This window comes from Flavobacterium psychrotrophum, from assembly GCF_003403075.1.
Taxonomy (GTDB): Bacteria; Bacteroidota; Bacteroidia; order Flavobacteriales; family Flavobacteriaceae; genus Flavobacterium; species Flavobacterium psychrotrophum.
On record NZ_CP031557.1, the window covers coordinates 3,148,460 to 3,173,940 of the forward strand.

Below are 25,481 nucleotides of genomic sequence, written 5' to 3' on the forward strand. Positions count from 1 at the left end.
TATCGAAAAAACATTGTTCTGTAAAAGCAGAAAGCCTGTTAACATAGCGTTAACAGGCTTTTAGGCGTTTTTAATGATTTTAATAATAGCTAACGAAAACCTTGTAATTGCAGCTTTGTATAGGTAATGTTGTGGTAAATATTGTTTTTGTTGAGTTGATTTATATTGATAATATGTACTCAACAAGGCTTAATTCATGCAACAAGTCCATTTTTTTTCTCAAACGATATCGCTTTATCTCTACGCTTCGTACTGAGATATTTAAAAGAGGTGCTATTTCTTTAGAAGAAAGGTTTAATCTTAAATAAGCACATAGGCGTAAATCGTTTGGAGTAAGTGCCGGATGCGCCTTTTTTATCTTCTTCAAAAAGTCTTTATCGGCGTTGTTAAAGGCTTCTTTAAACATATCCCACGTATCATCTTCATTAATATTTTTATTGATGGTCGTGATTACCGACTTAAAGCTTTTATCGCCTTCTGTCGTTTTTTTAAGGTCGTCTTTGATAGTAGAGAGTAACTCATTTTTCTTGATGAGGTTCATCGTACTAACGGCAAGTTCACGGTTCTTATTCTCAAATTCCTGCTGTAACTGGTCGTTCTTAACGCGCATTAGTTCCTGTTCGTTTTCGAGTTCTTTAATCTCCAGCAAGCGGTTGTTTTCTTCAATAAGTTTTTCGTGCTGCTGCTGATAATAATTTTTATAAGCCCGGTTAATAAGAAACGCCGCGATGATAGCCAGTATGAGGTATATAGTAATTGCAAGATTTGTGGCATACCATGGTTTTAATATGGTAAATGTATAATTAGCCGTATTTGTAGATAATGAGTTACCCGCTTTTGCACGTACTTTAAAGGTATATTCGCCGGCGGGCAGGTTCTTAAAACTTACTGTTGACCGTCCGCTCCATTCACTCCAATCGTCCTGCACACCCTCAAGAAGGTATTGAAATTCTGAATTTACATACTTATTGTATTCCGGTAAGGTGTAATTAAACGTGAGGTTATTATCTGAATAGTCAAGGCTGCCTTCACCTGAGACAGTAACGTTAAATGGATTCTTATTTTGGGCGTTTGCTGTTATATTGGTAATAAAAACACGATATTTTTTAAATGATATATCGTGTAGGTTAATAGTATAATAACCATCTGTAGTACCTATTAAATAAACACTTGGCGATATTTGGGTAATGTTTTCATACCCAAGCATAGAATTAGTGAGGGATGAAGGTATGGGGATGATATTGTGTTTTAAATCTGTATTAAGCTTGCCACTGGATAGGTAATTGATATAATTCTTAGTAAAGAACCACAAACGGTTAGCACTGTCAGGAATAAGCTTGCCAGAAGTATATTCATCATTATTAAATATCTTTGACAACTGCCCCTGCATTTCAAACTGTTTGGTTTTGTCATTAAGCATAAAGATGCCTTCTTTTGAGGCATAATAAACTTTGTTGTTAAAAGTAACGAGGCTAACGTTTTTACCTTTTGACGGTTCTTTATACGTAATCACTTTTTTTGTAGTCGTAAAACCGGGGTCTATAACCACGCGGTAAATACCTTTGTATTCATGACTTACGTAAATTTCGTTTGTTCTTCTTACTGCAAAAAATCGGCTTGAGTTATCAAATCCGGCTATCTTATTGCGATATTTCCAACCTGTTGCTGTTTTTTCCAGTATTGATAAGCCTTGGTAATTACCCTGTATGATAAGGTTTTTGTTAGTAGGATGTGGCTCAAACTTCCAGGTACCAATACCTGTAAAAATAGGCAGTGCCAAAGTGCCTTTTACAACATATGTGCCGTAATCATGCCCACAAAACAGTGTGTCATCATATAAAAATAAAGACCACACCTGCCCTTTAGTACCGGGAATAAACTTAAAATCGGCAGAGGAGTTATATGGCTTACAAAAAAGTCCTTGATTAGTACCTATATAAAGTAATTCATTGTGTAATAAAGAGGTGTATACCGTTCCTAAAAATCCGGTATCATCTGCATAGTTGTGCACAACACTTTGCATATTGATGCAGTTAATACCATTATCAAGTCCCAGCCATAAATTATTATCCTCATCTTCATACATAGAGAGGGCTGTGTTATTGCTTAGACCCTTATTTTGTGTTATATGATATTTTACATTGCCTTGCTGCGTAATTATAAATATACCATTACTTACAGTGCCCAGGGCAAAACTTCCATCGCTGAGCAATTGGCTACTGTATATACTGGAAGTATTAAGATCTGCGTCGGCTGCAATGTTCCAGCGGGTAAGAACACCATTCTTAAGTTCATAGAAACCATCATACTGCGTAATAATAAGATAGCTGTCATCACGCCCGTAAATATTTACTATTTTACTTTTAGACAATATTGGGGCATCGCTTACAAGGCGGCTTTGGCCATTTTCTATTTCAAACAGTCCGGAACCTATAGCTTGATACAGTATGGTATTATTAGCTGTAAACACCTTATTCATCCCGGTATCTGAATGTATGATATTAAAATTTGAAGTTTTAGTATCATATATAAATATCCGCGAGAGCGATTGAAATATTATCCATCGGTCATACTGGGCAATGTTCCAAAACTGTTCGTCATCAATTATTTTATTCCGTATCTTTTTGGTAAGAGATGTATAAGCAAGCGTGCCGTCAGTTTTTCGGGACCAGTAACCAAAATCCATATAAAAGCCACAATAAATACGGTTGCCTATAACTTTTACCGATCGCATAATGGTTTCATTTGGAGTAGGGTATAATGACCATGATGTACCATTATATTCTAACAGCCCCTCGTTATTTGCAAAGTACAAGTAGCCGTTATTATCCTGGCTTATCATCCAGTTTTGGTTACCTGCCGCGTAGTTACCTGCAGTGTACTTAAGAATAGGAGGCAAATCCTGGCTAAAACTTGTTAGAAATGAAAATATGATGAAAATAAGTGTAATTTTTTTCAAAATATATTTTTTTATTGTGATTTGGTGTTACGAATATACAAGAAAATGTATAATAAAAAACCGCACCGCTTAAGGCGGTGCGGTTTCAAACTATCAACATAAAAATTTAAAAAAGCTTTTGCCCGAAATTATTGTTTAATAAAGCGTGTAGTACCTGTTTTGCCATTTGCAGTGGTATTTACCATGTAAACTCCGCTTTTAAGATCGCTTATACTAAGTGTAGCCGTTGTGTTATTTGGAGTAATATTAATTACCTGCTGGCCAAGCATATTATATACCTGAACTTTAGTAACCACATCCTCTGCAGTTATGTTTAGCACATTGCTTGCAGGGTTAGGATAAACTGCTATTGCCTTTTTAACAACAGGTGCAACAGAAGCTGTTGCACGGCCTACGCGTGCAAAACCAAGTGCTGCTTCCTGGTTAGGGTTGGCATTTCTTCCTGTTACAGAGTAGCCATATTGTACATGAGATCCTGCTGCCGGTGTAGCGCTAATGCTAAAATCTTCGCCGGCAACAAGTGGAGCAGTTGTCATTTGAAGGTTACCAAAGTTTGCATCAAAAATTTTGATGAATGCAATACCTGTATAACCGGCTGCAAGTGTATTGCTAATAGTATGGCCTTTGTATGTAAAAGCTGTACCGGCAAGATTATCGTCCTGTACATAAGTGTTACCTTCAAAAACGCGTGTGCCCACTTCGCCATTGTGCCAAACAGTTCCGGTAGGGTTTGTAGCTACCTCATTAGCATATTCATAAAAGTTAGGGTGCAGGTCTATAGTATTGTCTCCTGTGTTTAAAACTGTTTTAAGATCGCTTACACCATACTCTTTACCCCCAATGTAGGTTGTACCATCAAGCTGGAAGAAGTTTGCATAAGCTATTAGCGTAGAAGCAGTATCTACCTGTACTTCAGTTTCTGTAGGCTCTACGATTACGGGTTCATCTGCGGTAATAACAACATTACCTAATGTGCTCATGTTCTCAGGATTAGCAATTACTCCTTTTACAATAAAGCCGTATTCCAGGTGATTTGCATTAGCTGCAAGAGGTGCTGTATCATATGTTAGAGTAAAGTTTCCGGTAGAAGTTATTGGTATTTCTGCCTCACCTACAGGTGTATAATATGGTTCTACGTCCTGAACATAGGCCACTTTTATATATGCCTTTACAACATAAGCGCTGGATATTGTATAGCTGCTTACATTTCCGCTGAATACAACATTTTGGCCTAAAAGGTTATTTGCATCAACATGTGGCAACGCTTCTGCAACTTTAATACCTTGTCCGTTAACAACCCAGTAAGCATCAGTAGCGTTATAAAGGTTGTAATTAGGATATAATGTAATAGTATTTGCCGTTGCATTAGTCTCTGCTTTTAATTCTGCAAATCCCCAACCGCTAGACCACTGGTAGGCATTGGCAAGATCATAAACATTCATAGACCCAATCCAGTTTGCACTTGCATCTACACTAACATTAGTTTGTGAATATGATGTAAGCCCGGCCAAAGCAAGGCCAAATAATGAAGCTCTTTTAACAAGCTTATTGTTAAGTAGTTTTTCAAATTTCATAAAATTTATATTAAGGTTCGTATTGTAAAAGTATACAAATCACGAAAACGATGTAATAAATAATCAGATATACAAACTATACAGCTTATTTACATTTTGTGTTTGATGTTATGTAGATTTAAAACCCTTTATTTTAAAGGCGTTAATGAATATTATGACAATTGAAAACAAACGTTGTAGTCAGTTATTTGTATAGGCTTTGTATAGGTAAATTTAAGACAAATATAAATTTGATGTGGTCTTCCATACACTGCAACAATTGCTAAAAGCATTTTTAATTACACTATTTTTTTAGAAACGTACAAATATTTGGCATTGATGATTAAAACTGTTCATTGTAGTTGTACCAGCTGATTTTGAAATTAAACTATTATAAGCAACAAGCCAATTACAATTTCGAGAATTAAATCAATATCGTACTAACTTTAATACATTACGACAAAACAATACACCAGTTATTCACTCATAACTATAAAGCTAATCGATACGGTAAATTTTGTAATTTCGTACCAACATTTAATCCTATATATTTCACATTGAGAAGTATCAGGAATAGATTAAAATGAAAGCCGAAGGTGAATATAAATAATATAGTCTGGACTTTTTGCCCCGAATGCCGGGGACAAGGCAAGAAAAGCCGGGGATTAAGCAAAAAGGCGAGACTCCAGTATCAGGCAGCGCTTAATCAATTTGAAAAATCAAAAATCGAAGGTATTGCACCGGTTCGCCCAAAAGCGCATTTATACACTTGCGTGGCCTGTGCAGGATTGGGCATAATCAAAGCAGAAAGTTTTCCTTTACCAGACGTTACCAATTACCCGCACGTTGCTATTATAGGCGGCGGTATAGGAGGCGTGGCCCTGGCTGTAGCTTGCTTGCACCGCGGCATACCGTTTACACTCTATGAACGGGATGATAACTTTAGCTCCCGCGCGCAGGGATACGGACTCACGCTACAGCAAGCCGGAAAAGCCATTGAAGCATTAGGCATTACTACTTTAAAAGACAAGGTAATTTCTACAAGACATGTAGTACATACTACAGATGGGAATGTTATAGGCGAATGGGGGCTTAGAAAGTGGCTGTCTCCTGATGCAGCAATACCATCAAAACGTTCTAATATGCATATTGCCCGGCAGTCATTGCGTATGGCGTTACTGGAACAACTGGGCGGACATAACGTAAAGTGGGGACACCAGTTGATCGATTTTAAGAAATCTGAAGTTAACGACGAAATTATATTACACTTTGAAGCTAACGGTGTGACCTCAACAGCTAAAGCCGATCTTATAGTGGGAGCTGATGGCATTCGCAGTACCGTGCGCAGGTTATTGATTGGTGAAAACAATACTCCCTTACGCTACCTGGATTGTATTGTTATTCTTGGTATTTGCCCGCTAAGCGCGCTCGAAGAACACAGTAGCCCATTACTTGACGTTGCAACCGTATTTCAAACCGCTAACGGGAATGAACGGATTTACATGATGCCTTACACATCAGATTCGGTAATGTGGCAACTTAGCTTCCCGATGCCGGAAGATGAGGCCAAAGCACTGAGCGCACAGGGGGCTGTAGCACTTAAAGCGGAAGCCTGCCGAAGAACCCAATGGCACGATCCAATTCCACAAATTTTAGCCGCAACCCCAGCTGCTCAGGTTTCAGGATATCCGGTTTATGACCGGGAATTACTTAGACCTGAACTATTGCAAAATGCTGCCGCTGCAACACTGCTTGGAGATGCTGCCCACCCTATGAGTCCATTTAAAGGACAGGGTGCAAACCAGGCATTGCTGGATGCGATGACGCTGGCATGCGAAATTACACGGGGATGCAGATCTGGCGAATGGAGAAAAACCGGAATAAGGGAAAGCGTACTAAATGCCTTTGAAGCTGAAATGTTAGAACGCAGTGCTGTTAAAGTTAAAGATTCTGCCGCTGCAGCGCAGTTTCTGCATTCAGAGGTTGTACTTCGGGAGGGCGACACACCCAGAGGAAGCTGCGTTAAGAAAAACAGCTTATAACAAGGAATTAATATTCAAAATCTTAAACACTGATTCTCACAAACTATTGGTAAAAAAGTCGACAGGATAAAATAAAGCTTTACATTGATATCATCTAACGAAGCATAAAATTTAAAAATATTGACATGGACAATAAGACTATTCTTGAAACAGCAAATATAGCTATCACTGCGGGTGACTATGAAGGTTTTTTGGCTTTTTGTACTGATGATACACAATGGACTTTTATAGGCGACCAAAAACTTGAAGGGAAGGAAGCGGTACGACTGTATATGGCTAAAGCATATTCAGAGCCACCAAAATTTATGGTTGAAAACCTTATTGCTGAGGGTAATTTTGTTACGGCATTAGGAAAAATCAGCATGAAAGATGAAGCAGGTAAAATGATTAATTATATGTATTGCGATGTCTGGAAATTTCGCGAAGGTAAAATGGCTGAATTAACAGCTTTTGTAATAGCATCAAAACCATAATAAAAAATCAAACCTGTAAAATCGTTGACTTTACAGGTTCCAGGCTGCATAGCAATACAAATTGGAATTAACCGGAAAACTTATTCGCCAAATAATTGTTCTATCTTACCAAGAAATTTGTCTACCGCATCTTTAATATCAATACCAGACCGGTTTGCTAATACTATAAGCCACCATATGTTTTCTCCAAGCTTGTGCTCCAGCTCGTTTTGAGAATCGGCCTTAGGCCATCGTTGCTGTTGCGACATGATGTTCCTGCCTACAAGCCCGGCATCGGTAAGGTAAGCCAGCGCATCTTCTTCTACAGTCCATTCGCTGCCATGATGCAGTAATTCAAGCTTGTGGTATTTTTTTCGTAGTTCTAAAGAACGGTTTACAACCTCATCAAAATTATCTTTGCTCATATTTTCTGTTTGTTATATTAAGTCTGCTTTAATAAAAGATATTTTATCCTGTTTAAAGGCAATATCAAATGTCCCTCCTATTTCTCCTTCCGGAAAATCTCCGGTGAATTTAACTTCAACATGCACACTTTGAGCATTTGCAACCTCCAGGTGTACCAACTCAGTATTTGTATTATATCCTATAAAATAGCTCTCAAAATAGTTCCTTATTCCCTCCTGCCCTATAAATTTTCGCCTTACAGATGAATCATCTAAAACGGCATCCGGCAAATAGTGGCTCAAATACTTTTCTGTATCAAATGCATTGCCTGCGGCAATCCACTCATTTATAAATATGTGTACGTTCATAATCTCTATTTGTAAAATTGCGCTGTTTTATTAATTTTTTAAAACAGCTTCCCTAAACTGTAGCGGTGTAAGGCCGGTTTTACTTTTAAACAATTTATTTAATGACTGCGGATGCCCAAACCCTAAATGGTAGGCAACCTCTGCAATAGTTAACTGCTGTTTCACTAAATAATCTTTCGCCTTTTCCATCAATTTTTCATGGATAAACTGCTGTGTGTTTTGACCTGTAAGGCTACGAAGCAAATCGCTCAAGTAACGGGGCGTGAGTTTTAATTGCCCGGCTAAAAAACTTACAGAGGGCAGGCCATTAGCCATAGCATCTTCATTACTAAAATAATCGTCTAATATGGTTTCTAATTTACCCAGTACATCGTTATTAATTACCTTGCGGGTTATAAATTGACGGTCATAAAAGCGGCTGGCATAATTTAGCAACAGTTCAATTTGAGAGATGATAACATCCTGGCTAAATTTATCGATACGCTCATCAAGCTCATCTTTTATAAGCTGGTAAACGCTCAATATGGTTGCCTTTTCTTTTTCTGAAAGATAAAGTGCTTCAGCAGCTGAGTACGTAAAAAAACCAAATTGTTTTATAGCTGTATTTAAAGAGTATCCCCTTAAAAAGTCCGGATGAATGTGCAGGGTCATGCCATCATAATCAGCTTCCTCATCCTGCATTCGCAATAACTGCCCCGGCGCAATGAATGACATTCCGCCTTCCTCAAAATCATAATAACCCTGCCCGTACCGTAGCTTTCCTGAAAAAGTGGTTTTAAAAGACACCTTATAAAAATTAAGAATAATTCCCTGCTCAAAATCTTTAGGATCAAAGCTGGCCTCACCATAATTCATAATACTTATTAACGGATGCGCAGGCGCGGGTTGTCCCATTGCTTTATGAAGCTGGGATAGCGAATTAAATACTACAGGTTGCTTTTTCATCAGAAACAAATTTAGTCAAATAAAAACTGTGCCCTTACGTTTTGTACCTGTGCTTCAGGTCCGTTTTTCAAACGTTCAGTATATAAAGCTATTGCATCTTTACCTGCGATGTACCGCAGCTGGTTTGACCCATCCGTAGCTGCATCAAAAATAACCTGTGCCACTTCTTGCGGCTTAGTATAGTTCGCAATTTGTTCTGCGCTATATCCTTCGCTTACCTTTTCTACCAGTTTTGTATAAGCAGTATGCATGCCTCCCTGCAAAGATCGTCCTGCAAAATCGGTTTGCATACCGCCCGGAGCCACTACCTTCACCATAATGCCAAACTGTGCCAGCTCGTGCGACAAGCCTTCTGAAAAGCCATCGACAGCAAATTTAGTGGCACTGTAAACAGAACAGGTTGGATAACTCAACAAGCCAAAAGATGAGGTTACATTAATAAACGTACCGGCTTTTCTTTCCCTGAAATAAGGCAGAAATGCCCTGGAAACATTTATTACCCCAAATAGATTTGTATGGATTTGCGTACTGATCTGTTCATCGGTAAAAGACTCCAGTGGCCCAATCAGGCCATAGCCCGCATTATTAAGTACTACATCAACTTCATGATTGGTTAATACACCTGCCACGGTTTCGCTAATCTGTTCAGGATTGGTAACATCCAGGCGCAGCACTGTTACATTTTTTAAATCATTAAGCTCTGTTTCTCTTTCGGGGTTGCGCATAGTGGCTATTACATTCCAGCCCCGTTGCTGAAATAGCTTTGCCGTTACTTTTCCTAATCCGGCAGAAGCCCCTGTAATAAAAATTGTCTTTTGCATAGTATTGTTGTTTTGTATGATGCAAAATTCAGCCGTTATCCGGATTAAAAATTAACCGAAATGGTAAAAGGAGTAGCCGTAATTACGTGTCTACATTATATGACGTAACAGATGAGAACTTAATTTACAGAATATTGTTTAGGCTTCATACCGATGTGCTGCGCAAAAACCCTTGAAAAATGACTCAGGTTTGTAAAGCCCAGCCGGTAGCCCACCTCAGATACCGAAAGTCGTTTTTCTTTGAGCAGCAGTGCCGCTTCCTGCATGCGTGCTGACTGGTAATATTCAAACACCCCTTTGCCAAACGTTTGCTTAAAAAGCTTTCGTAATTTGGGTTCGCTCATGGAAGCTTGATTAGCAAGGGTAGCAATATTGGGCGGCACATTAATATGCGACAATAAGTAGTCTTTAATTGCGTAAATAGCCTTAATATCATGTATGTGCATACCTTTGGTTGGTGTTGCCTCACGTTGCATGAGCAGGCTGAAAACATGGCACAGCAGCTCTTCGCATTTTAGTTTACAGTAGTAGCTCTCTACACCTTCCGGTACAGGCGGATGCAGGATTTCTCCGGCGGTTTTTATCATTTCAGCCGAGATTGCCGTTTCAAACGCAAAGTATTCTTTAGCTTCTAAAATACTGACAACTACAGGATGGACCACATTACCAAAAAGCTTTTTAAGGTACTGCCTGGAAACTGCGATACCAATACTCCTGAAAAATGTATTTGAAGGCATGGCAACTGCCGAAGATACGGCCTGTATACAAATAAGCACGCTGGCCTGCTCCGGTAATGGCTGCTTTTCTACCTGAACAGGAGATGGAAAAATTCCGCTTAAAAGAAAAATTACATCCTCCTCTCCTTCTGCTATCTCATTATTGCGCTCAAGCAGAACTTCCTCATTAAGGTAATAATTGCGCACCATCATCCGCAGTTCATTATCTTCCCATGAAAATCCGGTTATAAACCCCTCTCCCCTGTCTTTAGGAATATGATAATACCGTCCTTCTATGGTAGCGCCAATGGCTTTAGAAAACTCAAGCATAATACCTGTGCGGCCTTTATCTGTAACAGATATTTTCATTTACGACTATTTTGTTATTACAAACGGTTATTTTACCTATAAAAGTAGTCATAAATTTGTAAACATAAAACTAAGAAAGATATGTTATTAGACAATAAACAGGTGGCCATTATAGGTGGTGGCCCCGGAGGGTTGATACTTGCAAGGCTATTACAGCAAAAAGGTGCGAATGTAAAAGTATATGAACGCGATACCGACCAGTATGTGCGCCAACAGGGTGCTACGCTCGATTTGCATCATGAAACAGGATTAAGGGCACTAAGGGAAGGTGGGCTTATAGAGGCCTTTAGAGAAAATTACAGGCCCGGTGCTGAGAGGGTAACCATTACAGATAACAATGCAGTAGTGCACTATACAGAGTTTGAGAACAACCCGCTTACAGATCTGGATGACGCCCACGCCCGCCCGGAAATAGACCGTGGCCCCTTGCGCGACCTGCTCATAGCATCATTGCAGGACGGCACAATGGTATGGGATTCAAAATTTGCAGCGCTAAACAAAAATGGTAGTGGCTGGAACATACTTTTTGACAATGGAACCAGCGCTTATGCAGACCTGGTTATTGCCGCAGACGGTGCTAACTCTAAAGCAAGGAAATACATTACCGATATTGAGCGCATTTATTCAGGCTTTACCATTATAGAAGGCAATATTTATAATGCCGAAAAAAATGCACCGCACTTATGGAAACTTACCAATGGCGGAAAAGTATATGCTCACTGGAATGGTAAAGCTATAGTACTAAGTGCAAAGGGTGAGGGTTCGCTTTCATTCTACACCATTACCCGCGAAGCAGACAACTGGGTTACTGATTCAGGCATTGATTTTACCAATAAAGAAAGTGTTTTTACCTGGTTTAAACAGCGTTTTAGCGACTGGGGTACTGCCTGGTATGAAATATTTGTAACTGACGATTCTTATTTTGTTGCCCGTCCGCAATACTATTTTCCGCAAGACCAAACCTGGGAGAGCCTGACCAACCTGACCGTACTTGGCGATGCAGCACACCAAACACCACCATCGGGTGATGGTGTAAACCAGGCTATGCTAGATGCAGTGCTACTTTGCGAGGCACTTTGTAACAGTAATTTTAATACTGTACAGGAGGCAATTGCATTTTACGAAAAGGAAATGCTAAGCAGGGCATCGGCCATAACTGATGAGGCTATGGAGCAGGTAGAAAATATGCTCTCTGAAAACAATATTAAATTTATGCTTGATTTTTTTGCCCTGAACAGTCATGGTTAACTAAAAAAAGTTGCTGTGAATTAACTTAAGTGAATTTTTCAAATGTTATTCCGGCGAAAATTTGCAGAAAAAAATCATGGGACTTTCAAACTTAGGTATTTTTCACACTATTGTAGGCATTATTGCCATAATAGCCGGATTGGCATCATTTATTAAATTTGGTAAAATTGATTTAGCCAGGTTATCCGGTAAGGTATATTTTTACGGAACGATCGTTACATCGCTTACTGCACTGGGGTTTACAAAACACGGGCGCTTTAACCCCGGGCATATATTTTCTTTATTTATAGCCGCACTTGTTGTAATAGCTTTTATACTATCCTATCAAAAAAAAGGCAATATAAAAGCACGATATTTTGAGAACCTGCAACTTTCGCTTAGCTTCTTTTTATCGTTGGTACCTACCGTTAATGAAACACTTACCCGCGTACCCATAGGCCATCCTGTGGCTAAAGACCCTAGTGATCCTGCTATAAAAACAACGTTGCTGGTGTTTTTTATTCTATTTATAGCCGGGTCAGTTTTTCAGTTTATAAAGCAGCGAAAAATAAATAACGGGCAATTGTTGTAATATACCTCAACAGATAAGCATCCGGTAAAGAAATTATTATTTATTTTTATTCCTGAAATGGAAACAGGTACAGCAAAGTTTTTACAGGATATACTCTCTCAATTTGCAGGGTTGGCAGAAAATGATATTTCTGTCAGCGCTGCATTTTGGCGTAGGCGCGAAATTCCGAAAGGTAGTTTTTACAACCGCCAAAATGTAGTGTGTGCAGATCTGGGTATTGTAGTAAAAGGCATCTTCAGGGTATATTACTACGACAGCAAAACAAATGACGAAAAAAATATGTTCTTCTTTTCTGAGGGGCAGTTCATTGTTTCCTTTCGCAGCTTTCTGTACCAGTACCCCTGCGTATATTTTATAGAAGCCTTAGAAGATGCAGAGGTATTGTATGTACCCTACCCGGATTTACAAATCCTGTATACCAGCCATAAGCCTTGGGAACGCTTCGGGAGAATTTTGGCAGAGCATTTTTTTCACCAGTCGCAGGGCCGGTCAGAAGAGCTGTTCTTTTTTACCCACGAGCAGCGGTACCTTAATTTACTGCAACAGCACCCTAATATTGTACAGCGCATTGCTGCCCTGCACATAGCGTCTTACCTTGGCATAAAAAACCAGTCGCTAAGCCGGATAAAGAAAAGAATACTGGACGGGCAGCAGTCTAAACAAAAAAAATAGTATAATCTCGCTTTTATTAAAGTTACACTCCGTGCAAAATACCTGAGCCATACAGACAAGTAAATTGAGCCGTAAGTGATAACCTGATGGCGCATAATGGCAGACCTTTGTATTGTTAATCAACAAATAAAAATAACGATGTCAACAATAACAAAGATTTCTTTAGGCACAAACGGGCCACTTGTTTCTAAACTTGGATTAGGCTGTATGCGTATGTCTTCAGTATGGGGAGGCCAGACAAATGATGAAAATGAAAGCATTGCAACCATTCATCAGGCGCTGGACAGTGGTATAAATTTCCTGAATACAGGCGACTTTTATGGTGCAGGCCACAACGAACTTTTAGTAGGCAAAGCCATTAAAGACCGTAGGGACGATGCTTTTATAAGCGTAAAGTTTGGTGCCATTTTTTATAACGGGCAGTGGATAGGGCTTGACCTCCGCCCTGCATCCATCAAAAATTTCATCAATTATTCACTGGTACGTTTGGGTATCGATACCATCGACCTGTACCAGCCGTGCAGGTTAGATAACAGCGTTCCTACAGAAGATGTTATAGGTACCGTTGCAGATCTTATTAAAGAAGGTAAGGTGCGCCACCTGGGCGTAAGCGAAATTACGGCTGACCAGTTACGACTGGCCAATAGCATCCATCCGGTAACGGCTTTAGAAATAGGCTATTCTTTAGCTGACCGCCAAATTGAAACCGACCTGCTGCCTACAGCAAAAGAATTGGGCATAGGCGTAGTAGCATTTGCCAATACTGCCGAAGGCCTGCTTACAGGAGAAATGAAAGCACCGCTGGCCGCTAACGATTACCACAATCATTTTTCGCGCTTTCAGGGAGAAAACCTTATAAAAAACCTTGAAAAAGTAGAAGTCTTGAAAACAATAGCAAATGAAAAGGGCTATACTCCTACCCAACTGGCTATTGCATGGGTAAATGCACAGGACAGCCACATTATGCCGCTGGTAAGCATGAGCCGCAGATCAAGGTTGCCGGAAAATATAGAAGCCATGAACATTACCTTTACACCTCAAGAACAAGAAGCGCTTAACACGCATTTTGCACCGGGTGCTATACTGGGCGGTACCTACCTGCAACGATAAGCCCGAAATTGATATCTTTACGCAATGACAAATCCATCAGAAATTATACCGGGTGTACTTTTTTATTCTTACCTCGCTAAAATGCGGAAGGATAAAGTGGGCTTTTTTGAACACAATACCCTGGTGCTGCAGGTATCGGGGCTTTTTACACTGGAAACGTCTGATGAAAAGGTATCTATGAGTACCGGTAATATGCTGCTGATACGCAAAAACCAGTTAGGCGAAATTACCAAGGTACCGCTAAACGGAGAGGATTACCAAACCATTGTAATTATACTTAAAGAAGATATGCTGCGAAAGATGGCATTGGAACAGCATTTAGATAAGGTTGCAAAATACATGGGAGCTCCTAATGTGCTTATTCCTGAAAATGATTTCCTGAAGGGGTTTTTCCAGTCGGTCATACCCTATGTACATCAGTCCGAAAAAATTACCGAGGCACTTGGCGAACTTAAAATAAAAGAGGCCGTACAGCTACTAATTCATATAATGCCGGAGTTAAAAGAATTTTTGTTCGACTTTTCTGAACCACACAAAATAGACCTGGAAAAGTTTATGGTAAATAATTACCATTATAATGTGCCTGTCGAAAAATTTGCACACCTTACCGGCCGCAGCCTGGCAGGGTTTAAGCGCGACTTCCAGAAAACATTTGGTATGGCACCCCGGCAGTGGCTTCAGGAAAAAAGACTTACTGAGGCTATGCACCTCATCGAAAAGAAGCACCAAAAACCATCTGCCATTTATCTGGACTTAGGTTTTGAAAGCCTTTCTCATTTTTCATCTTCTTTTAAAAAGAAGTTTGGCAAAGCACCTACCGAATGGGCTATTTAACAAACTATATCATAATAGTATCTCAAAAGCAAAGTACAGTTGTATTTTGCTTTTTTGTTTTATTTACTTAACCCACAATCAGGACACAACAACATCCGTTCAGGATACACGCACTCCATGCGTATGTACCAACTTTGCTGTATAAAATTTAATCATCAAAAAATGCAGAAGACAATTTTTATTACAGGCGCGTCATCAGGGTTAGGAAAAGCTACAGCAATTTTATTTCAGTCAAAAGGCTGGAATGTAATAGCCACTATGCGCAACCCAGAAAAAGAAACAGAACTTACCCTTTTACCTAACGTTACATTACTTCCGTTAGATGTTACCGATACTGAACAAATAAAAGCCACCGTAGCTAAGGCCGTGTCGCTACACAGTATAGATGTAGTGTTTAACAACGCCGGTTACGGATTAATGGGCGCACTGGAAGCCCTTACCGATGTACAAATAGTAAAACAGGTAAACACGAATCTCCTCGGTGTATTAAGGGTAACACAGGCATTTATTCCACACTTTCGCGAAAAGAAAAACGGGGTTTTTATCAGCACTACCTCTATGGGTGGCTTGCTGGCATTTCCGCTGCACTCTATTTATCATGCTACTAAGTTTGCCATTGAGGGCTGGTCAGAGAGTATGTCTTTTGAGCTGGGGCTACACAACATAAAAATAAAGACTGTGGCTCCCGGTGGTATTGTTACCGATTTTTTAAGCAGGTCGCTGGACAGGACTTTAAACAGTGAATACTCCGAGATAGAAGATAAGCTGTTTCCAATGATGGATAACATGATGGATAATGCCGCAACAGCCGCACAAATAGCCGAAATTGTATTTGAGGCAGCTACTGATGATAAAGACCAGGTGCGCTATGTAGCCGGCGAAGATGCAAAGGCTATGTATGCACGCCGCCTTGAAATAGGTAGTGAAGAAGCACGGAAAGAAATAAGAGAACAAATTTTAGGATAATATTAATGCAGGCAGTTGCACTTTTACAACTGCCTGTATTACATTTATAAAGAATTTTAACGAATGAATACAATAAACTCCATATCAGAATTTCATAGGCTGGTAACACTGCCGGAGCCGCTGCATCCGCTTATAAGTGTAGTAAGCGTACAGGATATGCGCTTTGCAGACAATACTGTATGGGAACATTTTTCGCTGAACTTTTACTGTATATCCTTAAAAAAAGACGTTACAGGAAAAGTAAAATATGGCCGCCAGTACTATGACTACAATAAAGGCGCAATGACTTTTACTGCTCCTAAACAAATACAATCGCTTGACGCACCGCACGACGACATCCTTGGCCCTGAAGCCGGTAATGGTTATGCGTTGCTCATTCATCCGGAATTTCTGTATAGCCATCCGCTTGCGGCTACAATAAAAAACTATGGCTTTTTTTCGTATGCGGTAAATGAGGCGCTGCATCTTTCTGAAAGGGAAGAGAAAAACATTGCAGATATCTTTCAAAAAATAAGCGATGAATACCAGCACATTGATAAGCACACACAGGATATCATCCTATCTCAGGTCGACTTGTTGCTTAACTACAGCAACCGTTTTTATGAAAGGCAGTTTATTACCCGAAAGGCGATAAACCATGATGTACTCACAAAGATGGAACAACTGCTAAACAATTTTTTTGATAATAAAGATACACTCGTAAACGGAATACCTACAGTAGAGTTTCTGGCATCTAACCTCAACATTTCTGCACACTACCTTAGCGATATGCTACGCACGCTAACCGGGCAGAGCGCACAGCAGCATATACATGAAAAACTTATAGAAAAAGCGAAAGAATACCTAAGCACCACAAAACTTTCGGTTGCAGAAATAGCTTACCAGCTAGGTTTTGAATACCCACAGTCATTCAATAAGCTATTCAAAAAAAAAATGAACGTATCGCCGTTGGAATTCCGGCAAACGTTCATTAACTATTAAATCAGATAAAAAATGGTAAATTCTAGATAGTGCCCTCCGCTTCTTTTTTAGTTTTATCCTGCTTAGGAACAACATTTATATTTGAAGCTATTATAAAAAGTACCGCAACAAATAAGACACCGGAAATAACGAGTATATTAATTACTGGATCCATGATAGTAAGTATTTTATACTCAAATATACAAATAAAATTCGCAACAACTACATCGTTATAGTTAATTTTATTTCAAACGGAAACAGATGGCCCTTCTAACAAACAGAATTTGGATGGCACAACAAAGCACTACTATAATTTTCTCAGTAAATTTGAATACAAAATAAAGCCATGTCTATAAAAGTAATAATAACCGGAGCCACCGGAATGGTAGGTGAAGGTGTTTTGTTTGAATGCCTTGAAAACCCTGATGTAAGCGAAATACTTATTATTGGTCGTCGCGCCTATGGCCTTCAACACCCAAAAGTAAAAGAACTCACAGTACCCGATTTCTTTACGCTGGATAGTTATGCCAATCAGATCTCGGGGTACGATGCCTGCTTGTTTTGCGCCGGAATAAGTTCTGTAGGTATGAACGAAGAAAAGTATACACACATAACATATGATACTACACGGGCATTTGCCAACAGCGTGCTTAAGGTAAATCCATCTTTAGTATTTTGCTTTGTATCCGGTTCTCAGACCGATGGTACTGAGAAAGGCAGTGTTATGTGGGCACGTGTAAAAGGCCGTACCGAAAATGCGCTTGCACAACTTTCTTTTACTGCTGAGTATAATTTTCGCCCGGGTGTAATGCTTACAGCTAAAGGGCAAAAAAACGGCAAGCCACTTTACTACAGCATTACAAAAGTGATTCAGTTCTTTTCTGCAAAAAGTGTAATAACCCTTAGCGAACTGGGCAAAGCCATGATAAATGCAATTACAAAAGGCTATGATAAACAGGTACTGGAAATAAGCGATATTAAAAAACTGGCAAAAGTTTAAGCCGGCCTGTGCCTCTCTATAACACGGTCTATAATGGCCTGGGTAGTATCAGGATAATTTACAGGAATAACTTTACCATTAGTAAGCCAGTCGTTAATAACCTCAGCATATTTAGGGCTCAGGCTTTTAATAACCGGTACGCCAATATGTTGCAGGGCTGCGGCATTAAGCTGCTGCTCATACTGGTTTTTCATCGGTATAACCAGTAGCTTTTTACCTAAAAACAATGCTTCAGCAGGGGTTTCAAATCCGGCACCGCAAAATATTCCGGCAGATGAAGCCATGCTTGCTGTAAACTGTTCGTTATTTATAGGCCGTATGGTAATGTTGCCATATTGCTTTTGCTTTTTGCAATGCTTACTAAACACATCCCACACAGCATCAGGATATTCAGATAGTCTTTTCACCAGCGTTTTATCGTCGTAAGAAGGTAGATACGCCGTGTAGTGCCCTTTATTGGTAATTTCGCGTTCACGAACCTGGTTGCGTATAACCGGAGTAAAGATATTTTCGCCAACGGGGTAAAAATGAAAACCATAGCTATAATCTGCCGGGGCATAATTTTTAAGGATAAGGCGGCCTTTACGGTCCGGTTCTTCCGGCAGCGGAAATGCCTTATCTAACACTGCCGACTGGTGGCTTACGGCTACACAGGTCTTGTGCCTAAAGTAGCACGCCCAGGCGCTTACCGGCTCAAAATCGTTTACCACAAGGTCATAATCTTCTACCGGCAATTTGCGTATGCTTTTTATAAGACGTGGCAGGTTAGCCTTTAAAACCGTTTTTACAAGGTCTACACCTCCTTTTTTTCCAAAAATAAAACTAAGCCCTTTCAGCTTGTATTTAACCTTAAATGGTAGTTGCAAATCGCCCTGGATACCGCTTACCAGTATATCTACGTCGCCGTGCTTTTGCAGGCAGGGTATAACATCCATAGCACGGCTTAGGTGGCCATTACCGGTACCCTGAACGGCATAGAGTATTTTTAGTTTTTTTTGAGGAGTATCCATATCAGCAGGTTTGTACCAATTTAGGCATCTTTTAAAAACTGTGCAAACCAGCGGCCCGATTGTTTTATGGTGCGCTTTTGGGTTTCAAAATCTACGTGGATCAAACCAAAGCGGGCATGGTATCCTTCTGCCCACTCAAAATTATCGGTAAGGCTCCACACAAAATAACCGTGTATGTTCGCACCTTCTTCTTTAGCCTTAAGCACCTGTTGCAGGTGGTCTTTAATATATTTTGTACGGCGGCCATCGCGCACCTCATCAAATATTACGGTATCAGGAAAGGCAGCACCATTCTCTGTTATAATAAGCTTTTTTATTTGTGGATAGGCATCAAACTTTTTTATCAGCTGATAAATTGATGGTGGATATACCTCCCAGCCCATTTCGGTAGTAACTACCTGCCTCTTGCTGGCCTTAACCAGAGATGCGCCAACATAAGGTGTAAGCCTTGATGATTTTACAACCTCACGTGTATAACACTGTATCCCTATAAAATCAAAGTCAAAAGCTGCGCGCTCTTCATCGCCAGGCTGTATGTAACCTGTCATTTTCTTTATAACCGGAAGATCTTTTTCAGGATATCCCAGCCCTAAAATGGGCTCTATAAAAGCACGGTTTAGCAGTGTATCTACACGTTTAGCAGCAGCCACATCTTTTTCTTTATCAGATGCCGGCTCTACCAGCGTACACGAAAATGTAGTGCCTAAATTTGCATCCGGCAATATAGCCCTTACCCTGCGTGCGCCTTCGGATGTAGCAAGTGTAACGTGGTGTACCGCCTTTAGATAATTCTTGATACCGCGCCTACCCGGTGCGTGAATACCCAAAAAGTAGCCCGCGCCTGTAAATACCGATGGCTCATTTACAACCATCCAGTTCTTTACACGGTCGCCAAAGTGGCGTGCGCAAACCTCAGCATAATCTGCAAACCACTTTATGCTTTCGCGGTTTGTCCAGCCGCCTTGTTTTTCAAGCGCGTAGGGTAAATCCCAATGGTATAAAGTTACCCAGGGCTCTATGCCGCTTTCCAGCAAATGATCGATAAGATTGTTGTAGTAATCAATTCCCTTTTGAGATACTTCTCCCTGCCCTTGCGGCATGATGCGCGACCAGCTCAGCGAAAATCGGAAATTGGGTATATTGAGTTCTCCTATAAGGGCAATATCATCTTTATAACCGTGGTAAAAATTGGTAGCCATTTGTGCATGGTGGCCACCTTTAATTGCTCCTTTTTGTGTGGTAAAAACATCCCATATAGAAAGTCCTTTATCATCGGTATCATGCGCCCCTTCAATCTGGAAAGCCGCCGTTGATACACCCCACAAGAAATCTGTCCCAAAGCGGGATCTGTGCAAAACTGCATCGTCTAATTGCTCCATTCAGTACTTAACCTCTCTGTATATTAATGAATGAAGAACGATTGCATGGCTCTTAAAAAAAGCCACTCTTTGATGGTAACCAAATATTTGAATCTGAAGAATTTCATGGTAATCACTTTTAACAAAGATACATCCGGCATTATTACCAAACTGTAAACCTCAGATTACTATAACATTACCAAATTAAGCAGCAGGCATTACCTCTCTAAACAGCCCTTTAAGATGTTCTATCTCAGCGCTGTAAATTGTGTTTTTACGGCAACCAAAGTATAAGGTGTTCTTTAATTTTTTATGCCCTTCCCATACTTTTTTTATCAGCCCTTCTTCTATCTCCCTGCTACATAAAAAATTGGGTACCACTGCCAGCCCTACCCCGCCCGAAAGGCAACGCACTATAGAGTTGATGTTTGGTACTATGTAATTTGGCCTGAAATCAGGACGCTTGTTAAAATTGAGTTCCCAAAACCGGAACAGGTGCTCCATATCTCCCGTAGTGCCATACCATTTTTGTCCCTTTAGCCAGGCTTCTATCTCTACATTATCTTTTCCTTTGAGCACTTTAGCAAAAGCTGAACTATCAACCTCATTTCCCCCCACCATTATAAGTGTTTCAGAAGAAAAAGCCTCGTGCACTACACCTGCAGAAACACCTTTATGGGGTGTTACAATAAGATCCAACAAGCCCTTGTCAAGGTTATCAAGCATTTCAGGATATTCGCCAAAACATAATATTACATTAAATGGGAGTGTATGAATGTATTTTTCCAGTGTGGTCTGGAAGGTTTCAAAACACATCCCGATACTGATCGTAGGTGTATGCTTCTCTGTACTTTTCTGGAAGGTTTTTTCTGCCTCTTCCAGCTTAGCTATAGGTGCAGCAATGGCATTAAACAACGCTTTTGCACGCTCTGTAGGCTGCATTTTTCGGCCGGTACGCTCAAATAGCTTGTAGCCTACATAGCTTTCCAGTGAGCTAAGGTGCAGGCTTACCCCGGGTTGAGATATGAATAAGGTATTAGCGGCTCCTGTTAAGGTACCTGTACTATATATCGCCTTAAAAGTGCGGTACCATTCTAAATTAACCATAACTTTCACTATTATAATTATTATACAAAGGTATGATTTATGTTATTTTAATAATACAATATCCTTCCATAATTTTGTAATGTATTTAAAACAAAAAATTTATGAAGAACATATTTGTAATAAACGGAGCGCAAAATTTTGGACACTCTGGTGGTGCCTACAACAATACGGTAGCTACTGTAACTAAAGAATTTTTCGCAAACCATGCCGAATATAACGTACAGGTAACAAACATTGAAGAAGGATATGACCCTGATAATGAAGTAATAAAATTTACCCAGGCCGATGTAATTGTTTACCATACACCCATCTGGTGGTTTCAGGTACCATTCGGGCTTAAAAAATATCTAGACGAGGTATTTACCGCCGGCCATCGCAAGGGCATTTATAATAGTGATGGGCGCCATGCTGCTACTCCCGAAGTAGGTTACGGCACCGGTGGCACCATGCATGGTAAACACTATATGGTTACCACAACCTGGAACGCACCTGCTACTGCCTTTACCCTTCCCGGAGAATTTTTTGAAGAAACAAGTGTAGATGATGGTGTGCTGTTTGGCTTTCACCGTATGAATGCCTTTGTCGGTCTTAACAAAATTAACGGTTTTCACTTTCATGATGTGATGAAAAATCCGGATATGGAGTTTGAAATGGGCCGTTATAAGAAACACCTGGAAAGCATTTTTGAAACTGAACCTGTAAACATTTAAGCTATGAAGATTTATTTAACAGCGCTTATAAAAAGTAAGCCGGAATATACCGAAGAAGTTTTAGCCTTATTGCAAAACATGGTCATTAACAGCCGCAAAGAACCGGCTTGCCTGCAATATGACCTGCATCGTGATAACGATGATGAAAACACTTTTGTTTTTTATGAAATATGGAATAGCGAAGCCGAACTTGCACACCATAATGAGCAACCTTATTTAAAAGCATTTGTTGCCATCATAGACGAAAAATTGCAACAGGCACCTGTTATACACAAGATGTCAATTCTTTAAAATAGTATTGCCACGAATTACACAAATTTTCAGAAATCTAATTTCATGGATATTAGTATAATTCGTGGCTAATAAATTTTAAGATAAGTCGATAATATTATGCAGGATTAAGCACTGAAAAAGCTTCATCCGGGGATTTGCGATACAAGTCGTAAATATACTGGGTGTTACCCACACGAATTTCGTAATCATTATTCTCAAAACCGGTTACAAACTCCTGGGCTACCTGTGCCGGAGGGATACCGTTAGACCCGCCTATGGGTGCAGAAAACTCGGTATCTACCAGTGGCGGCATTAATTCAAAAACTTTAACGCCACTGCCTGATTGTGCCAGCGCATGGCGGAAAGACTGTGTATAAGAATGTAATGCAGCCTTACTTGCCGAATATCCTACCAGGCTGCCCGGTACATATGCCACTACCGATGTTACATTTACTATTGCAGCATCTGCCTGTTTTTGAAGTTGCGGTAACAGCAACTCACTCAATCTTATTACCGAAAGATAGTTAGTAACAATTTCGGCCTCTGCTGCTTCGTAGCCATTTTTACCGTTTACATAATCGTGTAGTACAGCATTCGCACCATTATTGATCAACACATTAAGGTCAGGAAAATCTGTAGCCACTTGTTTTGCAAGCGCTTCAGCTCCTTCTTTTGTACTAAAGTCGTTTACAATGCCTGTAGCATTACCCAGTTGGGCTACTGCTTTATCCAGTCTTTGTTTATTACGGCCTGTAATTATTACATGGTTGCCCTTTGCAATTAACAGCTTAGCTATTTCAAGGCCAATACCTGCTGTACCGCCGCTTATTAAAACTGTGTTTCCTGTAGTTTTCATATTTTAAAAATAAATTATAACGATTGGTATTATTTACAAGACAAATGTAATCTTATAAATATAACGAATGGTATTATTTTTAATTTATTTTGTCTATACAAATATCAACAAGATTTATGACCATAAAATATTGCTAAAAAATTTAGACCAGAACTAATGTATTTACTTACTAAAGAAAAAATTAACCTTAAAAGATTAGTTATTAGAGAATATTTTTTTTTCTTTATCGTTTTATTAACATTTGCAAACATAAACAATCGCAGCAATCCGTGAGGTGGCCTGTATCATCTAAAATTATTATGAAAACATTTTCAGCACAACAAATCTGCGACCATCTTCAGGGTGAGTTACTTGGCACCACGAGCCATGAGATAAACTCGCCCGAACAAATAGAACGCGCCAACGATAATCAGATCACATTTATTGGCAACAAGAAATATGAAAAACTCTGGGCCGATTCTAAAGCAGCTGTAGCTGTAGTGAATAGCGACATATCTATAGAACCCGGAGATAACAGGGCTTTTATAAAAGTTAATAACGCTGACCTTGCCATGGCATTAGTCCTGGAACTATTTGCAGAACCGGGCCCTCAGTTTGATGAGGCTATACATCCTACTGCCGTTGTACACCCTACCGCTGTATTAGGCGAAGATGTGCGCATAGGTGCGGGCTGCTATGTAGGCGCACATGTAAAACTAGAAAATAACGTTACATTATATGCAAATGCCACGGTACTGGATAAAGTTACCATAGGCAAATTCAGTACCATTTGGTCAGGTGCTGTAATACGCGAAAACTGCCATCTTGGTGCATACTGCATCATTCACCCAAATGCTACAATAGGTGCCGATGGTTTTGGTTTCAGGCCATGCCCGCAAAAGGGACTGGTAAAAATTCCGCAGATAGGTAATGTTATCCTGGGTAATGGCGTAGAAATAGGTGCCGGCTCTTGTGTAGACCGTGGTAAATTTAGCTCTACCATACTGGGCGATGGCTGTAAAATTGATAACCTTGTACAAATAGGCCACAACAGTGTACTGGGTAAATTCTGCATTATGGCAGGCAGCAGCGGACTTGCAGGTTCTGTTACCCTTGGCGATGGCGTTATCATTGGCGGAAGCGCTTCTATAAAAGATCACTCTACAATAGGTTCAGGTGCTGTTATAGGTGCGGGGTCTGGCGTTATAGGAGATGTACCCGCAGGTAAAACCTACCTTGGCTATCCGGCGCTGGAAGCACGTACCACACTTAAGCAGTGGGCTACCCTGAAAAGGATTACCGAAGGTAAAGCATAAACGCTATAAATACATATAAATCGAAACCCGCTGTAAATGGCGGGTTTTGCTATTAGATATGTAATTGTAATTATATAGTTATGATGAATTTTACCACGGGGCACACAAAGTAAAAATACACAAAGGCCACAAAGGACGCTTCGCCTTAAAGAACACAAAACTTTATGGTAAATGCAGCGAAAAAGCTTTATGAACAGACTGTTATGCACTAACAAACAGTATAAACAGATATGATTGATTATTAGACTTTAGGCTACATCTAAAGCAGGATCCCAATAATAATAACCTACAAGTTCCTGGTTAAGATGTTTGCTATCCCAACGATATAGTGCAAAATAGACTAAAAACTTTTCAAGTCCTTTTTGACGCTCTACAGCATTACAGCTTGTAAAATTTATAAGCCTGTTTCTTGATGCCGCATTAGCATAATCGGGAGTTCCCGGTATAGCGCCCATATTGCCCGGTATAACTCCCGGCAGGAAATTATTATGTAAGTTACCCTCATCTAAATAAGAAACGCCATAAATAACAACATCCTCATTTGCATTACCATAAACAGTACCGGCTTTTAAAGATATACGATTGCCGGCATTACCCGAAAAATTTAAAGTGGGAATAAGCCCGTTTGATATCCCGGCATGGTATCCTGTACAAATCATGAACTGGCTGTTGTGACCTATACCCGTGGGCGCAACAGGATCTTTACTGGGTTGCGGATACATCTCTTTAACATATTCAGTATCAATCATGATTAATATCTCAACATCTGATGCTGTTTGAACCTGCGTATTCATAATCTTACATTTTTAATTGATTGCTTCTTACAAATGTTATCTAAACAGATGCAAAAAAAAAGAGTATAATTACCTGAATTTGTAAAA

General features: G+C 39.9%; 26 protein-coding genes. 13 read left to right on the forward strand and 13 right to left on the reverse strand.

Annotated features, from left to right (window positions below; translation table 11 throughout):
- Positions 1–160: 160 nt before the first annotated feature.
- Together DYH63_RS13550 and DYH63_RS13555 are read right to left on the reverse strand one after the other, a co-directional pair.
- The gene (locus tag DYH63_RS13550; RefSeq protein WP_240408998.1) at positions 161–2,959 is read right to left on the reverse strand and encodes a helix-turn-helix and ligand-binding sensor domain-containing protein; all 2,799 of its coding nucleotides are present in this window, start codon (positions 2,957–2,959) and stop codon (positions 161–163) included.
- 128 nt (positions 2,960–3,087) lie between these two features.
- Positions 3,088–4,533: a T9SS type A sorting domain-containing protein gene (locus tag DYH63_RS13555; protein ID WP_116789312.1), complete on the reverse strand. Its 1,446-nt coding sequence runs from the start codon at positions 4,531–4,533 to the stop codon at positions 3,088–3,090.
- Between the two features lie 575 nt (positions 4,534–5,108).
- Here DYH63_RS13555 and DYH63_RS13560 point away from each other — a divergent pair.
- Both DYH63_RS13560 and DYH63_RS13565 read left to right on the forward strand, forming a co-directional pair.
- Positions 5,109–6,554, forward strand: a complete 1,446-nt coding sequence (locus DYH63_RS13560; RefSeq protein WP_116789313.1) for an FAD-dependent oxidoreductase — start codon at positions 5,109–5,111, stop codon at positions 6,552–6,554.
- 125 nt (positions 6,555–6,679) lie between these two features.
- Entirely contained in the window at positions 6,680–7,027 is a 348-nt protein-coding gene (locus DYH63_RS13565) for a nuclear transport factor 2 family protein (protein ID WP_116789314.1), read from the forward strand.
- A gap of 80 nt (positions 7,028–7,107) precedes the next feature.
- On the opposite strand, the gene DYH63_RS13570 is transcribed toward DYH63_RS13565, so the two are convergent.
- The 5 genes from DYH63_RS13570 to DYH63_RS13590 form a co-directional block, all read right to left on the reverse strand.
- A complete protein-coding gene (locus tag DYH63_RS13570) occupies positions 7,108–7,431 on the reverse strand; it encodes a nucleoside triphosphate pyrophosphohydrolase family protein (protein ID WP_116789315.1) in 324 nt (107 codons plus the stop codon).
- Positions 7,432–7,443: 12 nt separating this feature from the next.
- Positions 7,444–7,779, reverse strand: a complete 336-nt coding sequence (locus tag DYH63_RS13575; protein WP_162927030.1) for a nuclear transport factor 2 family protein — start codon at positions 7,777–7,779, stop codon at positions 7,444–7,446.
- Between the two features lie 30 nt (positions 7,780–7,809).
- Positions 7,810–8,724, reverse strand: coding sequence for a helix-turn-helix domain-containing protein (locus DYH63_RS13580; RefSeq protein WP_116789317.1), 915 nt, complete (start codon positions 8,722–8,724; stop codon positions 7,810–7,812).
- 11 nt (positions 8,725–8,735) lie between these two features.
- Entirely contained in the window at positions 8,736–9,545 is an 810-nt protein-coding gene (locus tag DYH63_RS13585) for an SDR family oxidoreductase (protein ID WP_116789318.1), read from the reverse strand.
- Positions 9,546–9,664: 119 nt separating this feature from the next.
- Entirely contained in the window at positions 9,665–10,630 is a 966-nt protein-coding gene (locus tag DYH63_RS13590) for a helix-turn-helix transcriptional regulator (RefSeq protein ID WP_116789319.1), read from the reverse strand.
- An 81-nt stretch (positions 10,631–10,711) separates the two neighbouring features.
- Between DYH63_RS13590 and DYH63_RS13595 the strand changes: the two genes are divergently transcribed.
- From DYH63_RS13595 to DYH63_RS13625, 7 genes are all read left to right on the forward strand, one after another.
- The gene (locus DYH63_RS13595) at positions 10,712–11,878 is read left to right on the forward strand and encodes an FAD-dependent oxidoreductase (RefSeq protein ID WP_116789320.1); all 1,167 of its coding nucleotides are present in this window, start codon (positions 10,712–10,714) and stop codon (positions 11,876–11,878) included.
- 76 nt (positions 11,879–11,954) lie between these two features.
- Positions 11,955–12,449 (forward strand): hypothetical protein, encoded by a 495-nt coding sequence (locus tag DYH63_RS13600; RefSeq protein ID WP_116789321.1) that lies wholly within the window; start codon positions 11,955–11,957, stop codon positions 12,447–12,449.
- Positions 12,450–12,506: 57 nt separating this feature from the next.
- Positions 12,507–13,121 carry a Crp/Fnr family transcriptional regulator gene (locus DYH63_RS13605; RefSeq protein WP_116789322.1) on the forward strand — a complete coding sequence of 205 codons (615 nt, stop codon included), beginning with the start codon at positions 12,507–12,509 and terminating at the stop codon, positions 13,119–13,121.
- A 138-nt stretch (positions 13,122–13,259) separates the two neighbouring features.
- The gene (locus DYH63_RS13610; protein ID WP_116789323.1) at positions 13,260–14,231 is read left to right on the forward strand and encodes an aldo/keto reductase; all 972 of its coding nucleotides are present in this window, start codon (positions 13,260–13,262) and stop codon (positions 14,229–14,231) included.
- Positions 14,232–14,255: 24 nt separating this feature from the next.
- Positions 14,256–15,065: an AraC family transcriptional regulator gene (locus tag DYH63_RS13615; protein WP_116789324.1), complete on the forward strand. Its 810-nt coding sequence runs from the start codon at positions 14,256–14,258 to the stop codon at positions 15,063–15,065.
- A gap of 162 nt (positions 15,066–15,227) precedes the next feature.
- Entirely contained in the window at positions 15,228–16,031 is an 804-nt protein-coding gene (locus DYH63_RS13620) for an SDR family oxidoreductase (RefSeq protein WP_116789325.1), read from the forward strand.
- A 63-nt stretch (positions 16,032–16,094) separates the two neighbouring features.
- Complete coding sequence (locus tag DYH63_RS13625) at positions 16,095–17,012, forward strand: helix-turn-helix domain-containing protein (protein WP_116789326.1); 918 nt, start codon at positions 16,095–16,097, stop codon at positions 17,010–17,012.
- 22 nt (positions 17,013–17,034) lie between these two features.
- On the opposite strand, the gene DYH63_RS21705 is transcribed toward DYH63_RS13625, so the two are convergent.
- Positions 17,035–17,166, reverse strand: coding sequence for a hypothetical protein (locus DYH63_RS21705; RefSeq protein WP_256386647.1), 132 nt, complete (start codon positions 17,164–17,166; stop codon positions 17,035–17,037).
- Between the two features lie 171 nt (positions 17,167–17,337).
- Here DYH63_RS21705 and DYH63_RS13630 point away from each other — a divergent pair, with 171 nt between their 5' ends.
- Positions 17,338–17,991, forward strand: coding sequence for an NAD-dependent epimerase/dehydratase family protein (locus DYH63_RS13630; protein WP_116789327.1), 654 nt, complete (start codon positions 17,338–17,340; stop codon positions 17,989–17,991).
- Here DYH63_RS13630 and DYH63_RS13635 read toward each other — a convergent pair.
- The 3 genes from DYH63_RS13635 to DYH63_RS13645 form a co-directional block, all read right to left on the reverse strand.
- Positions 17,988–19,001, reverse strand: a complete 1,014-nt coding sequence (locus tag DYH63_RS13635) for a glycosyltransferase family protein (RefSeq protein ID WP_116789328.1) — start codon at positions 18,999–19,001, stop codon at positions 17,988–17,990. The two genes, DYH63_RS13630 and DYH63_RS13635, sit on opposite strands and share 4 nt — an antisense overlap.
- 20 nt (positions 19,002–19,021) lie before the next feature.
- Complete coding sequence (locus tag DYH63_RS13640) at positions 19,022–20,380, reverse strand: GH1 family beta-glucosidase (RefSeq protein WP_116789329.1); 1,359 nt, start codon at positions 20,378–20,380, stop codon at positions 19,022–19,024.
- A gap of 183 nt (positions 20,381–20,563) precedes the next feature.
- Entirely contained in the window at positions 20,564–21,466 is a 903-nt protein-coding gene (locus DYH63_RS13645; protein ID WP_116789330.1) for a LysR family transcriptional regulator, read from the reverse strand.
- Positions 21,467–21,567: 101 nt separating this feature from the next.
- Here DYH63_RS13645 and DYH63_RS13650 point away from each other — a divergent pair, with 101 nt between their 5' ends.
- On the forward strand, positions 21,568–22,176 hold the full coding sequence (locus DYH63_RS13650; RefSeq protein WP_116789331.1) for an NAD(P)H-dependent oxidoreductase: 609 nt from the start codon (positions 21,568–21,570) through the stop codon (positions 22,174–22,176).
- Between the two features lie 3 nt (positions 22,177–22,179).
- Positions 22,180–22,467: a putative quinol monooxygenase gene (locus DYH63_RS13655; protein ID WP_116789332.1), complete on the forward strand. Its 288-nt coding sequence runs from the start codon at positions 22,180–22,182 to the stop codon at positions 22,465–22,467.
- Positions 22,468–22,564: 97 nt separating this feature from the next.
- Here DYH63_RS13655 and DYH63_RS13660 read toward each other — a convergent pair whose 3' ends face one another.
- A complete protein-coding gene (locus tag DYH63_RS13660; RefSeq protein ID WP_116789333.1) occupies positions 22,565–23,305 on the reverse strand; it encodes an SDR family oxidoreductase in 741 nt (246 codons plus the stop codon).
- A gap of 299 nt (positions 23,306–23,604) precedes the next feature.
- On the opposite strand from DYH63_RS13660, the gene lpxD reads away from it, so the two are divergent.
- The gene (lpxD, locus tag DYH63_RS13665; protein ID WP_116790838.1) at positions 23,605–24,600 is read left to right on the forward strand and encodes a UDP-3-O-(3-hydroxymyristoyl)glucosamine N-acyltransferase; all 996 of its coding nucleotides are present in this window, start codon (positions 23,605–23,607) and stop codon (positions 24,598–24,600) included.
- 248 nt (positions 24,601–24,848) lie between these two features.
- Here lpxD and DYH63_RS13670 read toward each other — a convergent pair whose 3' ends face one another.
- Positions 24,849–25,394 (reverse strand): AidA/PixA family protein, encoded by a 546-nt coding sequence (locus tag DYH63_RS13670; RefSeq protein ID WP_116789334.1) that lies wholly within the window; start codon positions 25,392–25,394, stop codon positions 24,849–24,851.
- Positions 25,395–25,481: the final 87 nt, after the last annotated feature.

Excerpts from the sequence above, each read along its gene's own strand:
- DYH63_RS13555 (WP_116789312.1), bottom strand. The coding sequence starts at position 4,533 with ATGAAATTTGAAAAACTACTTAACAATAAGCTTGTTAAAAGAGCTTCA.
- DYH63_RS13565 (WP_116789314.1), top strand. The coding sequence starts at position 6,680 with ATGGACAATAAGACTATTCTTGAAACAGCAAATATAGCTATCACTGCG.
- DYH63_RS13660 (WP_116789333.1), bottom strand. The coding sequence starts at position 23,305 with ATGAAAACTACAGGAAACACAGTTTTAATAAGCGGCGGTACAGCAGGT.
- DYH63_RS13580 (WP_116789317.1), bottom strand. The coding sequence starts at position 8,724 with ATGAAAAAGCAACCTGTAGTATTTAATTCGCTATCCCAGCTTCATAAA.
- DYH63_RS13635 (WP_116789328.1), bottom strand. The coding sequence starts at position 19,001 with ATGGATACTCCTCAAAAAAAACTAAAAATACTCTATGCCGTTCAGGGT.
- DYH63_RS13595 (WP_116789320.1), top strand. The coding sequence starts at position 10,712 with ATGTTATTAGACAATAAACAGGTGGCCATTATAGGTGGTGGCCCCGGA.
- DYH63_RS13670 (WP_116789334.1), bottom strand. The coding sequence starts at position 25,394 with ATGAATACGCAGGTTCAAACAGCATCAGATGTTGAGATATTAATCATG.
- DYH63_RS13625 (WP_116789326.1), top strand. The coding sequence starts at position 16,095 with ATGAATACAATAAACTCCATATCAGAATTTCATAGGCTGGTAACACTG.
- DYH63_RS13605 (WP_116789322.1), top strand. The coding sequence starts at position 12,507 with ATGGAAACAGGTACAGCAAAGTTTTTACAGGATATACTCTCTCAATTT.
- DYH63_RS21705 (WP_256386647.1), bottom strand. The coding sequence starts at position 17,166 with ATGGATCCAGTAATTAATATACTCGTTATTTCCGGTGTCTTATTTGTT.
- DYH63_RS13650 (WP_116789331.1), top strand. The coding sequence starts at position 21,568 with ATGAAGAACATATTTGTAATAAACGGAGCGCAAAATTTTGGACACTCT.
- DYH63_RS13630 (WP_116789327.1), top strand. The coding sequence starts at position 17,338 with ATGTCTATAAAAGTAATAATAACCGGAGCCACCGGAATGGTAGGTGAA.
- DYH63_RS13610 (WP_116789323.1), top strand. The coding sequence starts at position 13,260 with ATGTCAACAATAACAAAGATTTCTTTAGGCACAAACGGGCCACTTGTT.
- DYH63_RS13620 (WP_116789325.1), top strand. The coding sequence starts at position 15,228 with ATGCAGAAGACAATTTTTATTACAGGCGCGTCATCAGGGTTAGGAAAA.
- lpxD (WP_116790838.1), top strand. The coding sequence starts at position 23,605 with ATGAAAACATTTTCAGCACAACAAATCTGCGACCATCTTCAGGGTGAG.
- DYH63_RS13600 (WP_116789321.1), top strand. The coding sequence starts at position 11,955 with ATGGGACTTTCAAACTTAGGTATTTTTCACACTATTGTAGGCATTATT.
- DYH63_RS13645 (WP_116789330.1), bottom strand. The coding sequence starts at position 21,466 with ATGGTTAATTTAGAATGGTACCGCACTTTTAAGGCGATATATAGTACA.
- DYH63_RS13590 (WP_116789319.1), bottom strand. The coding sequence starts at position 10,630 with ATGAAAATATCTGTTACAGATAAAGGCCGCACAGGTATTATGCTTGAG.
- DYH63_RS13655 (WP_116789332.1), top strand. The coding sequence starts at position 22,180 with ATGAAGATTTATTTAACAGCGCTTATAAAAAGTAAGCCGGAATATACC.
- DYH63_RS13640 (WP_116789329.1), bottom strand. The coding sequence starts at position 20,380 with ATGGAGCAATTAGACGATGCAGTTTTGCACAGATCCCGCTTTGGGACA.
- DYH63_RS13615 (WP_116789324.1), top strand. The coding sequence starts at position 14,256 with ATGACAAATCCATCAGAAATTATACCGGGTGTACTTTTTTATTCTTAC.
- DYH63_RS13570 (WP_116789315.1), bottom strand. The coding sequence starts at position 7,431 with ATGAGCAAAGATAATTTTGATGAGGTTGTAAACCGTTCTTTAGAACTA.
- DYH63_RS13575 (WP_162927030.1), bottom strand. The coding sequence starts at position 7,779 with ATGAACGTACACATATTTATAAATGAGTGGATTGCCGCAGGCAATGCA.
- DYH63_RS13585 (WP_116789318.1), bottom strand. The coding sequence starts at position 9,545 with ATGCAAAAGACAATTTTTATTACAGGGGCTTCTGCCGGATTAGGAAAA.